Here is a 12,297-nt window from a genome sequence, read left to right on the forward strand (position 1 = left end):
GCGTTCATCCCCGCTACGACATGCCTGCCAAATCCTGACCTGCGGGTTTACAATCGACCGATTCCCGCCAGGAGCTTTCCCGTGCTGACCCACCTCGATTCCCAAGGCCGTGCGCACATGGTCGATGTCACCGACAAGGCGACCACCTTTCGTGAAGCCACCGCCGAGGCGCGTGTGCGCATGCTGCCCGCCACCCTGCAGATGATCGTCGCCGGCGAGCACCCCAAGGGTGACGTGTTCGCCGTGGCGCGTATAGCCGGTATCCAGGCGGCGAAGAAAACCAGCGACCTGATCCCCCTGTGCCATCCGCTGATGCTCACCGGCGTCAAGGTCGAGCTGAGCGCGGAGGGCGACGATGCCGTGCACATCACCGCGCGGTGCAAACTGTCGGGGCAGACCGGTGTCGAGATGGAGGCACTGACGGCCGCCAGCGTCGCCGCGCTGACCATCTACGACATGTGCAAGGCCGTGGATCGTGGCATGGTCATCGAGCAGGTGCGCCTGCTGGAAAAACTCGGCGGCAAGAGCGGTCATTACCAGCTGGAGGAACAAGCATGATTCGCGTGCAGTACTTCGCCCGCTATCGCGAGGCCCTGGGCCGCGACGACGAACAGCTCAGCGGCGATTTCGCCACGCTCGACGACCTGCGCCTGCACCTGCTGGCGCGTGGGGGCGAGTGGGACGTGCTGGGTGAACAGAACCTGATGTGTGCGCGCAATCAGGAGCTGTGCAGCCTCGACGAGCCGCTTGCCGAGGGCGATGAAGTGGCCTTCTTCCCCACCGTGACGGGCGGCTGAACAAGCGCTTCGTGGCGTACACCTATAAAGCAGCGGCCTGCGTGCAGGCCGCTCCCGACCTGGATACCTCACTCATGACCATCCGCGTACACAGCCAGCCGTTCGATCCGGGGAGTGAACTCAACGCGCTGCATGCCGCCAACCTCGGCATCGGCGCCGTGGTCACGTTCGTGGGCTACGTGCGCGATTTCAATGACGGCCGTGAGGTGGGGGGCATGCTCCTCGAGCACTTCCCCGGCATGACCGAAAAGGCCCTGGCCAGGATCGCCGACGAGGCCCGCGAGCGCTGGCCGCTTTTGGGTATCGAGATCATCCATCGCGTTGGCCGCCTGGAACCGGGCGAGCCCATCGTCTTCGTCGGCACCAGCAGCGCCCATCGCCAGGCCGCGTTCGACGCCTGCAACTTCGTCATGGATTATCTGAAGACCCGTGCACCGTTCTGGAAGAAGGAAGACACCAGTGAAGGGCCGCGCTGGGTGGAGGGTCGCTGCAGCGACCAGAGCGCCGCCGAGCGTTGGAAGCAATAGAGCGTCGCCTGCGGTGCACGACCTGCTTCTGCGCCTGTAAAACCAGCATTCAGCGGCGCTGACTTTCCCAGCGCGCTGTCTCTCGTAGTGGCGAAAACCCATTTCACGCAGGCACCGGGGTGCCGGCGATACCTCGGGCGGATCGCCCGCAAGCCGGCTCCCGCACGCGCGCGTTCACGCCAGCGCCAGGTGTACCCGTAGCGCGATCGGCACCAGCATCAGCAGCACGCCAAGGCCGAGTACGCGAACGCCCCATTCGTGCTCGCGAAAGTTGAAACCGACGCCCAACAGCAGAAAACCGCCGATCAGCAGCATCAGCATCAGGTGATAGTGGTCCATTGTTCTTCTCCACTTCGCAGTCCTGATTACAGATTAGTCCTTCCCTCCGCGAGCGTTGCTGATCTGTGGCAACGAATGCCTGACACCATTGGCGACAAGCTGCGTCCCGATTGGTCGCTGCCTGGCGTCGGGCGCTGCCCCATACTGTGCGCAGTCATCGTCAAGGATCGTCCATGCGCCTGCTTTCCTCCCTCCTGCTCGCCGGCGTGCTGAGCGCTACGCCGCTGTTCGCTGCCGAGCGCAGCTTCACCATCCTGCACAGCAACGACTGGCAGTCGCGGCTGCTCGGTTTCGGTCCCAACAACGAATACAGCCCGGCAACGCTGAACGATGACGAGACGGTGGGCGGCGTCGCCCGCCTGGCCACGCTGTTGCAGCAACGCCGCAGCGCCGCCGGTGAGGACCCGGTGCTGTTGCTCGATGGTGGCGACTTCACCATGGGCACGCTGTTTCACACCATCTCCCGCGAGATGGGCAGCGAGCTGCGCCTGATGAGCGAGCTGGGCTACGACGCGGCGGTGATCGGCAACCACGAGTTCGACTTCCGCCCTGCAGGCCTGGCCGCGATGATCAGCGCCGCGCACAAGGTGGAGGGCGACGCGTTGCTGCCCCTGCTGTCGAGCAACATGCGTTTCGACCCGGCGAGCAAGGCCGACGACAGCCTGCAGGCGCACTTCGAGGCCGGACGCATCCTGCCGTACAAGCTGATCGAGCGTGGCGGCATCCGTTTCGGCCTGTTCGGCTTGCTCGGCAACAATGCCGTGGCGGTCAGCCCGATGATCCAGCCGCTGACGTTCGCCGACCCGGTCGCCACCGCCAGGGAAACCGTGGCCAAACTGCGCGAGGAGGGGGCCGAGGTGGTCATCCTGCTGTCGCACATGGGTGTCACGCAACAGGCCGACGGCAGCTGGCGCGGCGAGGACGTGGAGCTGGTCGAGCAGGTGCCGGGCATCGATATCGTCGTCGGCGGCCACTCGCACGTGGCGCTGCCGCAGCCGGTGCTGGTCAACGGGCATACTCCGGTGGTGCAGGCCGGCTCGGAGATCCAGTACCTCGGTGAACTGCGCATGACGCTTGGCGACGACGGTGTGACGCAGGTACGCGACTACCGCCTGCATCCGATCGATGACCGCATCGCCGGTGACGCAGTGATCACCGCCCAGGTCGAGGACTTCAAGCAGGTGGTCAGCGAGCGCATGCTCAACCCCAGGGGCTACCGCTTCGACCAGCCGCTGGCCAAGGTCGATCAGCGCCTGGGACGTGACTTCAGCGATCACACCCTGGCCAACCTGGTGACCGACGCACTGCGCCATGCGGTCGATGCCGACCTGGCCTTCACCGGCAACGGCACCATCCGCGATGACCTGATCAAGGGCCGGCATGGCGTGCAGGACGTCTCTGACCTGTTCCGCATCGCCCCGCTGGGCATCGGCCAGTTCGATGACGAACCGGGCTACCCGATGATCAAGGCCTACGTCAGCGCTCGCGAGATCAAATCCCTGCTGGAAGTGCTGCTGCTCGCTTACCAGTTGCGCGACAGTGACAGCTACTACCCACGGGTTTCCGGCGTTCGCTTCACCTACAACCCCTGGCGTGTGCCGTTCGATCGGGTCAGCCGTATCGAGATCGGTGACCCGGTCAAGGGGTATCGCGACCTCGATCTCGACGACACGCGCCTCTACAGCATCGGGGCCACCAGCTACGTCGGCAGCTTCACCTGGCTGGTACCGGACCTGACCAAGGGCCTGCTCGACGTGATCCCCAAGGATGCCGCAGGCCGTCCGTTGCCGCGCATCGAGGACGCCATCGTCGACCAGGAGCCGAACACACCCGGCGTGCAGGAACTCAAGGAGTGGCAGGCACTGCTCGACCATATTCGTAGCCTGCCGGATCTCGATGGCGACGGCCTGGCCGACATTCCCACCACTGGCGCGGCGGCCGAGGCGCGCATGGTTCGCGCACCCAGCCTGGATCCGCGCGAGATGTTCCGTCTTGCCGGCCCGATGCAGTGGGGCGCCAGCGCCGTTGTCCTGCTGGGCGTGCTGCTGATTCTCGGGTTGCTGATGCGCCTGCTGCGTCGCTGGTATTGAGGGGGAGCACGCACCCGCCCATGGGCTGTCGATTTCGACGCGCATGCCCCGGGTGCGTACCTGGCTCGGTCACCCTGCAACCTTGCCAAGCATTGCCTGCCTCCGTATGGTGCAAAGCCGCCTGATTCGGAAGCTATGCAATGATCGCTCAGCACCGTTCGCTCGCTGACCGCACACGACCAGGCGACGCATTCCTCGTCATCACCCTGGCGCTTGCCTCATGACTGCACTCAATCACTCGCGCCCGCTGGCGCTGTTCGGCCTGCTGCTGGCCAACCTCTGCTGGTCCGGCAATGCCCTGGTCGCACGTGCCTTCGCCGGGGAAATCGCGCCGTTCACCCTGGCGTTCTGGCGCTGGTGCCTGGCGTTGGCGCTGCTGCTGCCCTTCGTCGCCATGCCGCTGTGGCGCCATCGCGCTGCTGTGGGCCATGCCGGGTGGCGCCTGCTGGTGCTCGGGGGGCTGGGGATCGCCGGCTATAACTCGCTGCTCTACAGCGCGGCGCAGACCACGGCGGCGATCAATATTTCGCTGGTCAACACCTGCCTGCCGCTGGTGACGTTCATCGGCGCCGGGCTGCTGCTCAACGAATGGCCGGCGCGACGTGCCTGGTGGGGCATGCTGGTGGCGGTGATCGGCCTGGCGGTGCTGATCAGCCAGGGCCAATGGAGCCGCCTGGCCAGCCTGTCGTTCAATCAGGGCGACCTGATCATGCTGCTGGCAGTGGTCGACTGGGCGCTGTACTCGCTGCTGCTGCGGCGCTGGGCCAGCTACCTGCAGCCGATTCCGCCACTGGCGCTGCTGGGGGTGTTCATCATGCTTGGCGTGCCGCTGATCCTGCCGTTCTACCTGTATGAACTGAGCCAGGGTGCACAGCTGGCGCTGAATACCGCCAATCTCTCTGCGGTCGCCTACACCGCCGTATTCGCCTCGTTGCTGGCTTACCTGGCCTGGAACCACGGCATCCGCGTGATCGGTGCTGCCAAGGCTGCGCTGACCAACTACCTGATGCCGGTGTTCACCGCGCTGCTGGGATGGGTGCTGCTGAACGAAAGTCTGCAGCTCTACCACTGGCTGGGCGCGGCGATGATCTTCGGCGGCCTGCTTCTGGCCACGCGCCCTGGCAGGCGTGCCTGAGGAATCAGCGCCCAGATGCTGGGGGCATTCCGTGCGCGCAGAGGCAGGCAGCGTGTCAGTCCGGCTTGAGCATCACGAAGGCCTCACCATCTTGGCGATCATGCATCAGGATGAAGCGCTGCCCGGCGATCACCATCTTCACGGGTGCCTTGCGAGGTACCGTGGTGCCGGCATTCACCGCAGCTGCGCTGAGCATCTGGCTCGTCAGCGTGTCGTCCTGTTGCGATTCCCCGGTCACCACGCACTCGTGACTGACCTTCACCTGGATACCCAGGCTCTTGTCTGCATTGAAGCCGACCGTGGCGAAGCCCATGTCGGTCATCTCGGTGATGCCATGCTGACGCGCCACGCGATGCGCCTCGGCAAAGCTCGGGGCGGTTTGCAGGCAGATATCGCGGAACGCCTGCACCAGTGGCGAGGTCACCGGCACCGGAGGCTGCGAACCCAGATTGGCGCAGGCGCCCAGAAGGCTGCAGCTGACAAGCAAGGCGAGCTTTTTCATCACATCATTCCTTAATGAGGGATAGGTTCAGGGCTGCTGCGATTGCTCGCAAAGATCATGCCCCAGCACCTGCGAAGCCAGCCCCTTGGCCAGATAGGTTTCCACCACGCGGCCATCGGCACACTCGGTCCTGTGTCCGATGGCAATGCCGATGGACAGCAGAACGAATAGCGCCAGGCCGATATTCTGGATGGGCGTCATGACAGGGCTCGTTGGGAAATGGATGAGGCAGGATGAACAGGCCGACAGGGGATGGCAAGCATTGATCCCGGCCATTGCGCCAAGGGTTCGAGAGGTGTGACACAGAGCCTGCAGCGAGCCGTCGAACGTACCGTTGCCTGCGAGGCCTAACCACTTGATAAAGCGTAAATTTATCGATGATCTGGGGTTGACAGCTGCCAGCGAGACGCGGAAAATGCGCGCCACGTTGGCTACATAGCTCAGTCGGTTAGAGCGCAGCATTCATAATGCTGATGTCCCAGGTTCAAGTCCCGGTGTAGCCACCATATATATCAAGGGGTTAGCGCAAGCTAACCCCTTTTTTATTGGGCCGGTGTCCCCGAGCGGTCCCTTTCTTGTCCCTGCCTAGACGATAGGCTTGCCGACACAGCGTTCGAAGATCTCAGTCATTGCCCGGTAGTCGCAGATCACGGCGTCTATGTTCGCCTGGATCCATTCCTCTTCTTCGACTGCCCACCAACTGATCTCATAGCCCGCGTTGATGACGATGTGCTCGAACAGGATTCGCTGTGCCCGACCGTTACCCTCACGGAAAGGGTGGATCATGTTCAGATCGCCATAGAGTTCGGCTGCTGCTGTAACCAGCTCAGTGCGAGACAGCCCTTCAAACCAGTCCGCATCGGCTAGCTGCTTGAACAGCTTGGCTGATTCGACCTCGATGCGAGTGAGGTTGCAGAAGTGCGTGCTGCCCTTGGAGATATCGACGGTACGCAGCTCTCCGGCCCAGTCGTAGACGTCAGCAAACAGCTGTCGGTGAATCTGCTGGAGATAGGAAAGATCGTAGGGAGGAAGGTCGAAGTCGATCTTGCTGGCTGCAATCTCGGAGAGGGTGCGCTCTGCTTCATCGAGCGCTTCGTCATTGGTCAGGCCGAGACGGTTGCGGAGAACTGGTGAGCCTGGATAGCAGTGAGGGTCCTGGCCTGTGCCGTATTTGTCGCGCATCAGGCCTGCCGGGAACGTAGCTCGCTCAGTGCGGTTTCACGTGTGGGGAGCTTGCGCTCAGCATCGGCGGCAGTGACCTGAAAACCTTCCAGGCGCAGGCTGGCGGCGTAGTTGGACTGACGTGCCTTGGCGCAATAAGCCTTCTTGGCCTGCAGGGATGGGCTTGGCATGGCGGCTACCTCTCTTGCATGACGCCGCTCATTATAGCGGAAGCCCCTAGGTAGCGTCTTGCAGTAACGCCAGTGGCGAATGGGTGAAGGCTGTAGTAGACCACTACACATCGAGACCGACGCTTGTGGCTTCTACCTTTTGCAGCAGGGTCTGGTAGCTAGCAGCATCGATGGCAGTGGCCGCGAAGTGCTCGGTATAGAGGTAATAGCCGCCGGCGGCGACGGCGAGCAGCAGGAGCAGGTTTTTCATTTGCTTCATCCTTGATGGCGAAAGCCCGGCAGAATAGAAGCGCTGATGACCGTTGTCCACGGTGTGCGTGCGCGACCGGACGGTTCCTTTTTCTTCGATCTGTGTGATGTGCGCTGAATGAAATCCTTTGATGAACTGGTGGCTGAAGCTGAAGCGGCCGATGTGAGTGGTTGGGGCTTCGGGTGGCTGGCGGGGCGAGCCAGCGAGGAGCGTCCCTCCTGGGGGTATTCCAGGTTGCTGGCGCAGCGCTTGGCGCAGGTGGAGTCGGCGCTTGATCTGGACACAGGTGGCGGTGAGGTGCTGGGCGAGGTGCCGCGCTTTCCTCCGCGAATGTGTGCCACGGAGGCGTGGCCGCCCAACGCCCGCAAGGCCCGTGAGCACCTGAGCGAGCGTGGCGTGCAGGTGGTGGAAACCACGGCGGCGGACAGCGTGCTGCCGTTTGCGGACGCGTCCTTCGAGCTCGTCACATCGCGTCATCCCGTGTCCCCGAACTGGGCAGAGATCCATCGTGTGCTCAAGCCGGGCGGATGCTATTTCGCGCAGCATGTCGGTGCGGCTTCGGCGTTCGATCTGATCGAGCGCTTCCTCGGGCCGCTTCCACAGCAGCGACGTCAGCGCGATCCGCAGGACGAGGCGGCCGCCGCGCAGGCAGCCGGGCTGAACGTGACGGATCTGCGTGTCGAGCGCTGTCGTCTGTTGTTCAGCGACGTCGGGGCGGTGGTCTGGATTCTGCGCAAGTGCGTGTGGTGGGTACCTGACTTCTCCACACGCAAGTACCACGATGTATTGCTCGCCCTCGATGAGCAGATGCGTGGTGGGCGGCCATTCGTGGCGTATTCGACCCGGCACCTGATCGAAGCGCGGCGTTAACCCGGGGCGCTGCCACGCGGGTCGGTTGGGCTACCGGGCGTTGCTCGGTGCTTGACGTGGATACCGAAAGGGATTGACTTAGAGCGCGCTCGAACTTTTAGGATCGCCCCATGGAACCTCATCTGAGCATCGACGAAGTCGCCCGCCGCACCGGGCTGACAGCCCATACCCTGCGCTATTACGAACGCATCGGGCTGATCGGTCCGGTGGGCCGCACGGCGAGTGGACAGCGCCGTTATGCGCCTTCGAACATGGCCTGGATCGAGTTCCTGCTGCGCCTGCGCACGACCCGCATGCCGATCGGCAAGATGCAGGCGTTCGCGGCGCTGAGGGGCGCCGGAGACCCGACGGTGCCGGCGCGTCGCCAGATGCTGGAAGAACACCTCGCGGAGGTTCTGGCCGAGATCGAAGCGATGCGCTGCGCCGCCGATGCGCTGCAAGCGAAGATCGAGCACTACCGCTCGTGCGAGCAGCGCCTGGCGCCGGAGTCATCAACCGAGAGGGGCAACGAGCATGAGCAACGAAAGTCGGTACCAGCGGGGGCTGGCCAGGCTGAAGGAGATTGACGGCGAGGCCGGCGAGCGGGTGGTGGAGAGTCTGGCTGGCATCGCCCCGGATTTCGCGCGCTACCTGGTGGAATTCCCGTTCGGCGATATCTACTCGCGGCCGGGGCTGGACCTGAAAAGCCGGGAGATCGCCGTGGTGGCGGCGCTGACCGCCCTTGGCAATGCTGCGCCACAGCTGAAGGTGCATGTGCATGGCGCGCTGAACGTCGGTGTCAGCCGTACCGAGATCGTCGAGACGATGATGCAGATGGCGGTGTATGCCGGCTTTCCCGCTGCACTCAATGGCCTGGCGGTGGCGCGGGAGGTGTTCGAGCTGCGCTCTGAGGCGGCCTGACGCCGGGCCATAAGCGCGAAGCCCCCAGCGGCGTGGATCCGCTGGGGGCTTCGAGGGAGCGGGGCAGGCTCAGACGTTGAAGCGGAAGTGCATCACGTCACCGTCCTTGACGATGTAGTCCTTGCCTTCCAGGCGCCACTTGCCGGCTTCCTTGGCACCGCCTTCGCCCTTGTAGGCGATGAAGTCGTCGTAGGCGACCACTTCGGCGCGGATGAAGCCTTTCTCGAAATCGGTGTGGATCACCGCGGCAGCCTGCGGCGCGGTAGCGCCGACGCGGACGGTCCAGGCGCGCACTTCCTTCACCCCGGCGGTGAAGTAGGTCTGCAGGTTGAGCAGGGCGTAGCCGGCGCGGATCACGCGGTTCAGGCCTGGCTCTTCCATGCCCATGGTTTCGAGGAACATCTGCATCTCTTCCAGATCGTCCAGCTCGGCGATCTCGGCTTCGATCTTGTTGCACACCGGTACGACGATGGCGCCTTCCTCTTCGGCGATGGCTTTCACCACGTCGAGGTGCGGGTTGTTCTCGAAGCCGTCTTCGGCGACGTTGGCGATGTACATCACCGGCTTGGTGGTGAGCAGGTGGAAGGTCTTGGCCAGGCGCTTCTCGTCGTCACCCAGGCTCTTCAGCAGGCTGCGCGCCGGCTTGCCTTCGGTGAAGTGGGGGATGAGTTTTTCCAGCAGGGCCTTCTGCGCCACGGCCTCCTTGTCACCGCCCTTGGCACTGCGCGCCACGCGCTGCAGTTGCTTCTCGCAGCTGTCGAGGTCGGCCATGATCAGTTCGAGGTCGATGATCTCGATGTCACGCTTGGGGTCGACGCTGTTGGCGACGTGGATGACGTTCTCGTCTTCGAAGCAGCGCACGACGTGGGCGATGGCGTCGGTCTCGCGGATGTTGGCGAGGAACTTGTTGCCCAGGCCTTCACCCTTGGAGGCGCCGGCCACGAGGCCGGCGATGTCGACGAACTCCATGGTGGTGGGGATGACCTTTTCCGGCTTGACGATCTCGGCCAGGGCATCCAGACGCGGGTCGGGCATGGGCACGATGCCGCTGTTCGGCTCGATGGTGCAGAAGGGGAAGTTCTCTGCGGCGATGCCGGACTTGGTGAGGGCGTTGAACAGGGTGGACTTGCCGACGTTGGGCAGGCCGACGATGCCGCAGTTGAATCCCATGGGGTGACCCTCGGTAAAAGGTGGTTACTTGGTGGCCTTCTGGCTATGCAATTTGCGCATGGCCACGGTCCAGTCGCCGGCGAGTATTTCCGGCAGGACGTCCAAGGCGAAGTCGATGCTCTGGTCGAGCAGTTCCTGTTCGCTGCGTGGCGCGCGTCCGAGCACGTAGCCGGAAACCAGGCTGGCGTGTCCAGGGTGGCCGATGCCGAGCCGCAGGCGATGGAAGTTATTCTGGTTGCCGAGCTGGGCGATGATATCGCGCAGGCCGTTGTGCCCGCCGTGGCCGCCGCCCTGCTTGAGCTTGGCGACGCCGGGTGGCATGTCGAGTTCGTCGTGGGCCACCAGAATCTCTTCGGGTTTGATCTTGAAGAAATTGGCCAGGGCCGCCACGGACTGGCCGCTGCGGTTCATGTAGGTGGTGGGGATGAGCAGACGAACTTCGCGCCCCTGGTGGTTGAACTTGCCCACCAGGCCGAAATACTTGCGATCGACGCTGAGGTTGACGCGCTGGCTTTCCGCCACGCGCTCAACGAAAAGGGCCCCTGCATTGTGCCGGGTCTGGTCGTATTCGGGGCCGGGGTTACCCAGGCCAACGATCAGTTGTACGGCAGTCATACAGGAGCCCTTTCGAGGAAATCGCCCGGCGTGATCGCATGCCGGGCGGGTTCCGCACTGCGATTACTCGGCAGCGCTTTCTTCGTCTTCAGCCTTCACGCGGGAGGCGTGAATGTTGGAGACAGCCAGGTCGTTACCGTGAGCCAGAGCAACCAGCTCAACGCCTTTCGGCAGCTTCAGGTCGGACATGTGTACGGTCTGGCCCACTTCCACGGCAGCCATGTCGACTTCGATGAATTCCGGCAGGTCTTTCGGCAGGCAGGAAACTTCGACTTCGCTGATGGTGTGGGAGATCTCGCCACCTTGCTGCTTGACGCCTACGGCAGTCGCTTCGTTGATGAAGTGCAGCGGTACGTGGGCGCTCAGCTTCTGGCCGGCAACGACGCGAACGAAGTCAGCGTGCAGAACGAAGCCTTTGGCCGGGTGGCGCTGCAGGGCTTTGATCAGAACGCTTTCTTTGGTGCCGGCAACGTCCAGGGTCAGAACGTGGCTGAAAGCCGCTTCGTTTTCCAGCAGCTTGGCCAGGTCTTTGGCCAGCAGGCTGATGGAGGCCGGGGCTTTCTCGCCGCCGTAGATCACGGCAGGCACCATGGACACGTTACGACGCAGGCGGCGGCTCGCACCTTTCCCCAGGTCGGAACGCACTTCGGCATTCAGGGCAAATTCAACAGTCATTTCACTTCTCCAAAATAACCAAACCGCCTGCAGGCTTGCGACCAGCCTTGGGCGGTAGGGCAAAAAGCCCCGCACGAGGCGGGGCGCTTAACGTCAGCGGGTTCCTTAGCGGAACATCGCGCTGATCGATTCTTCGTTGCTGATGCGGCGAACCGCTTCGGCGACGACCGGGGCGATGTCGAGCTGGCGAATGCGCGAGCAGGACTGTGCCGCAGCGGACAGCGGGATGGTGTTGGTCACCACCAGCTCGTCCAGCGAGGAATTCTCGATGTTCTCGATGGCGCGGCCCGACAGCACCGGGTGGGTGCAGTAGGCGTAGACCTTGGCGGCACCACGATCTTTCAGGGCCTTGGCCGCGTGGCACAGGGTGCCGGCGGTATCGACCATGTCGTCGACCAGGATGCAGGTACGACCTTCGACGTCACCGATGATGTGCATCACTTCGGACTGGTTGGCCTTCTCACGACGCTTGTCGATGATGGCCAGGTCGACGCCCAGGCTCTTGGCCACGGCGCGTGCGCGGACGACGCCGCCGATGTCCGGGGAGACGATCATCAGGTTGTCGAAGCGCTGGTCTTCGATGTCGTCGACCAGGACCGGGGAACCGTAGATGTTGTCCACCGGGATGTCGAAGAAGCCCTGAATCTGATCGGCATGCAGGTCCACGGTCAGTACGCGGTCGATACCGACCACGGTGAGCATGTCAGCCACGACCTTGGCACTGATCGCCACACGGGCGGAGCGCGGACGGCGATCCTGGCGGGCGTAACCGAAGTAGGGGATGACCGCGGTGATGCGGGTAGCCGAGGAACGACGGAAGGCATCAGCCATCACCACCAATTCCATCAGGTTGTCGTTGGTGGGTGCACAGGTCGGCTGAATCAGGAATACGTCCTTGCCGCGGACGTTCTCGTTGATTTCGATCATGACTTCGCCGTCGGAGAAACGTCCGACCGAAGCATCGCCGAGGGGAATGTGCAGCTGACGAACGATCCGTCGCGCCAGATCGGGGTTTGCGTTCCCCGTGAAGACCATCATCTTGGACACGCGCAGTACCTGCCGGCTGGGGGTATAC

The 12,297-nt window shown here is 63.4% G+C and carries 18 protein-coding genes and 1 tRNA gene; 9 read left to right on the forward strand and 10 right to left on the reverse strand.

Annotated features, from left to right (window positions below; all coding sequences use genetic code 11):
- Positions 1-81: 81 nt before the first annotated feature.
- The 3 genes from moaC to moaE all read left to right on the forward strand — a co-directional run bounded on the left by moaC (position 82) and on the right by moaE (position 1,324).
- Complete coding sequence (gene moaC, locus JLK41_RS05240; RefSeq protein WP_134677770.1) at positions 82-558, forward strand: cyclic pyranopterin monophosphate synthase MoaC; 477 nt, start codon at positions 82-84, stop codon at positions 556-558.
- On the forward strand, positions 555-797 hold the full coding sequence (locus JLK41_RS05245) for a MoaD/ThiS family protein (RefSeq protein ID WP_037046846.1): 243 nt from the start codon (positions 555-557) through the stop codon (positions 795-797). Before moaC ends, JLK41_RS05245 begins: the two co-directional genes overlap by 4 nt.
- A 74-nt stretch (positions 798-871) precedes the next feature.
- Complete coding sequence (gene moaE / locus JLK41_RS05250; protein WP_037046848.1) at positions 872-1,324, forward strand: molybdopterin synthase catalytic subunit MoaE; 453 nt, start codon at positions 872-874, stop codon at positions 1,322-1,324.
- 174 nt (positions 1,325-1,498) lie between these two features.
- On the opposite strand, the gene JLK41_RS05255 is transcribed toward moaE, so the two are convergent.
- The gene (locus tag JLK41_RS05255) at positions 1,499-1,663 is read right to left on the reverse strand and encodes a hypothetical protein (RefSeq protein ID WP_003459472.1); all 165 of its coding nucleotides are present in this window, start codon (positions 1,661-1,663) and stop codon (positions 1,499-1,501) included.
- A gap of 173 nt (positions 1,664-1,836) precedes the next feature.
- Between JLK41_RS05255 and JLK41_RS05260 the strand changes: the two genes are divergently transcribed.
- Together JLK41_RS05260 and JLK41_RS05265 are read left to right on the forward strand one after the other, a co-directional pair.
- Positions 1,837-3,753, forward strand: coding sequence for a bifunctional metallophosphatase/5'-nucleotidase (locus JLK41_RS05260; protein ID WP_210390506.1), 1,917 nt, complete (start codon positions 1,837-1,839; stop codon positions 3,751-3,753).
- A gap of 220 nt (positions 3,754-3,973) precedes the next feature.
- On the forward strand, positions 3,974-4,888 hold the full coding sequence (locus tag JLK41_RS05265) for a DMT family transporter (protein WP_037046854.1): 915 nt from the start codon (positions 3,974-3,976) through the stop codon (positions 4,886-4,888).
- A 55-nt stretch (positions 4,889-4,943) separates the two neighbouring features.
- Here JLK41_RS05265 and JLK41_RS05270 read toward each other — a convergent pair whose 3' ends face one another.
- Positions 4,944-5,390: a hypothetical protein gene (locus tag JLK41_RS05270; protein WP_037046856.1), complete on the reverse strand. Its 447-nt coding sequence runs from the start codon at positions 5,388-5,390 to the stop codon at positions 4,944-4,946.
- Positions 5,391-5,417: 27 nt separating this feature from the next.
- Positions 5,418-5,852 (reverse strand): hypothetical protein, encoded by a 435-nt coding sequence (locus tag JLK41_RS25520; RefSeq protein ID WP_210391272.1) that lies wholly within the window; start codon positions 5,850-5,852, stop codon positions 5,418-5,420.
- On the opposite strand from JLK41_RS25520, the gene JLK41_RS05280 reads away from it, so the two are divergent.
- Positions 5,820-5,896, forward strand: a tRNA-Met gene (locus JLK41_RS05280). The genes JLK41_RS25520 and JLK41_RS05280 overlap by 33 nt on opposite strands.
- Before the next feature lie 79 nt (positions 5,897-5,975).
- Here JLK41_RS05280 and JLK41_RS05285 read toward each other — a convergent pair.
- The 3 genes from JLK41_RS05285 to JLK41_RS05295 form a co-directional block, all read right to left on the reverse strand.
- The gene (locus JLK41_RS05285; protein ID WP_210390507.1) at positions 5,976-6,572 is read right to left on the reverse strand and encodes a putative adenosine monophosphate-protein transferase Fic; all 597 of its coding nucleotides are present in this window, start codon (positions 6,570-6,572) and stop codon (positions 5,976-5,978) included.
- Positions 6,572-6,742, reverse strand: a complete 171-nt coding sequence (locus JLK41_RS05290; RefSeq protein ID WP_150608285.1) for a YhfG family protein — start codon at positions 6,740-6,742, stop codon at positions 6,572-6,574. Before JLK41_RS05290 ends, JLK41_RS05285 begins: the two co-directional genes overlap by 1 nt.
- A gap of 103 nt (positions 6,743-6,845) precedes the next feature.
- A complete protein-coding gene (locus JLK41_RS05295; RefSeq protein ID WP_167519212.1) occupies positions 6,846-6,992 on the reverse strand; it encodes a hypothetical protein in 147 nt (48 codons plus the stop codon).
- 117 nt (positions 6,993-7,109) lie between these two features.
- Here JLK41_RS05295 and JLK41_RS05300 point away from each other — a divergent pair, with 117 nt between their 5' ends.
- From JLK41_RS05300 to JLK41_RS05310, 3 genes are all read left to right on the forward strand, one after another.
- Complete coding sequence (locus tag JLK41_RS05300; protein WP_210390508.1) at positions 7,110-7,862, forward strand: class I SAM-dependent methyltransferase; 753 nt, start codon at positions 7,110-7,112, stop codon at positions 7,860-7,862.
- Positions 7,863-7,972: 110 nt separating this feature from the next.
- A complete protein-coding gene (locus JLK41_RS05305; protein WP_210390509.1) occupies positions 7,973-8,428 on the forward strand; it encodes a MerR family transcriptional regulator in 456 nt (151 codons plus the stop codon).
- The gene (locus JLK41_RS05310; RefSeq protein WP_210390510.1) at positions 8,376-8,762 is read left to right on the forward strand and encodes a carboxymuconolactone decarboxylase family protein; all 387 of its coding nucleotides are present in this window, start codon (positions 8,376-8,378) and stop codon (positions 8,760-8,762) included. Before JLK41_RS05305 ends, JLK41_RS05310 begins: the two co-directional genes overlap by 53 nt.
- Positions 8,763-8,831: 69 nt before the next feature.
- Here the strand turns inward: JLK41_RS05310 and ychF are convergent, their stop codons facing one another.
- The 4 genes from ychF to JLK41_RS05330 all read right to left on the reverse strand — a co-directional run bounded on the left by ychF (position 8,832) and on the right by JLK41_RS05330 (position 12,269).
- A complete protein-coding gene (ychF, locus tag JLK41_RS05315) occupies positions 8,832-9,932 on the reverse strand; it encodes a redox-regulated ATPase YchF (RefSeq protein WP_037046873.1) in 1,101 nt (366 codons plus the stop codon).
- Positions 9,933-9,956: 24 nt separating this feature from the next.
- Positions 9,957-10,547: an aminoacyl-tRNA hydrolase gene (gene pth, locus JLK41_RS05320; protein ID WP_037046876.1), complete on the reverse strand. Its 591-nt coding sequence runs from the start codon at positions 10,545-10,547 to the stop codon at positions 9,957-9,959.
- Between the two features lie 63 nt (positions 10,548-10,610).
- Positions 10,611-11,222 carry a 50S ribosomal protein L25/general stress protein Ctc gene (locus JLK41_RS05325; protein WP_037046878.1) on the reverse strand — a complete coding sequence of 204 codons (612 nt, stop codon included), beginning with the start codon at positions 11,220-11,222 and terminating at the stop codon, positions 10,611-10,613.
- A gap of 105 nt (positions 11,223-11,327) precedes the next feature.
- Positions 11,328-12,269 carry a ribose-phosphate pyrophosphokinase gene (locus JLK41_RS05330; RefSeq protein ID WP_037046880.1) on the reverse strand — a complete coding sequence of 314 codons (942 nt, stop codon included), beginning with the start codon at positions 12,267-12,269 and terminating at the stop codon, positions 11,328-11,330.
- Positions 12,270-12,297: the final 28 nt, after the last annotated feature.

Origin of the sequence: Ectopseudomonas khazarica (assembly GCF_017915135.1) — a bacterium.
In the GTDB taxonomy this organism is placed as follows: domain Bacteria; phylum Pseudomonadota; class Gammaproteobacteria; order Pseudomonadales; family Pseudomonadaceae; genus Aquipseudomonas; species Aquipseudomonas khazarica.

Coding starts and splice junctions, on each gene's coding strand:
- JLK41_RS05255 (WP_003459472.1), bottom strand. CDS start 1,663: ATGGACCACTATCACCTGATGCTGATGCTGCTGATCGGCGGTTTTCTG.
- JLK41_RS05305 (WP_210390509.1), top strand. CDS start 7,973: ATGGAACCTCATCTGAGCATCGACGAAGTCGCCCGCCGCACCGGGCTG.
- JLK41_RS05260 (WP_210390506.1), top strand. CDS start 1,837: ATGCGCCTGCTTTCCTCCCTCCTGCTCGCCGGCGTGCTGAGCGCTACG.
- JLK41_RS05300 (WP_210390508.1), top strand. CDS start 7,110: ATGAAATCCTTTGATGAACTGGTGGCTGAAGCTGAAGCGGCCGATGTG.
- JLK41_RS05325 (WP_037046878.1), bottom strand. CDS start 11,222: ATGACTGTTGAATTTGCCCTGAATGCCGAAGTGCGTTCCGACCTGGGG.
- pth (WP_037046876.1), bottom strand. CDS start 10,547: ATGACTGCCGTACAACTGATCGTTGGCCTGGGTAACCCCGGCCCCGAA.
- ychF (WP_037046873.1), bottom strand. CDS start 9,932: ATGGGATTCAACTGCGGCATCGTCGGCCTGCCCAACGTCGGCAAGTCC.
- JLK41_RS05245 (WP_037046846.1), top strand. CDS start 555: ATGATTCGCGTGCAGTACTTCGCCCGCTATCGCGAGGCCCTGGGCCGC.
- JLK41_RS05290 (WP_150608285.1), bottom strand. CDS start 6,742: ATGCCAAGCCCATCCCTGCAGGCCAAGAAGGCTTATTGCGCCAAGGCA.
- JLK41_RS25520 (WP_210391272.1), bottom strand. CDS start 5,852: ATGCTGCGCTCTAACCGACTGAGCTATGTAGCCAACGTGGCGCGCATT.
- JLK41_RS05265 (WP_037046854.1), top strand. CDS start 3,974: ATGACTGCACTCAATCACTCGCGCCCGCTGGCGCTGTTCGGCCTGCTG.
- moaE (WP_037046848.1), top strand. CDS start 872: ATGACCATCCGCGTACACAGCCAGCCGTTCGATCCGGGGAGTGAACTC.
- JLK41_RS05270 (WP_037046856.1), bottom strand. CDS start 5,390: ATGAAAAAGCTCGCCTTGCTTGTCAGCTGCAGCCTTCTGGGCGCCTGC.
- JLK41_RS05310 (WP_210390510.1), top strand. CDS start 8,376: ATGAGCAACGAAAGTCGGTACCAGCGGGGGCTGGCCAGGCTGAAGGAG.
- JLK41_RS05285 (WP_210390507.1), bottom strand. CDS start 6,572: ATGCGCGACAAATACGGCACAGGCCAGGACCCTCACTGCTATCCAGGC.
- JLK41_RS05295 (WP_167519212.1), bottom strand. CDS start 6,992: ATGAAAAACCTGCTCCTGCTGCTCGCCGTCGCCGCCGGCGGCTATTAC.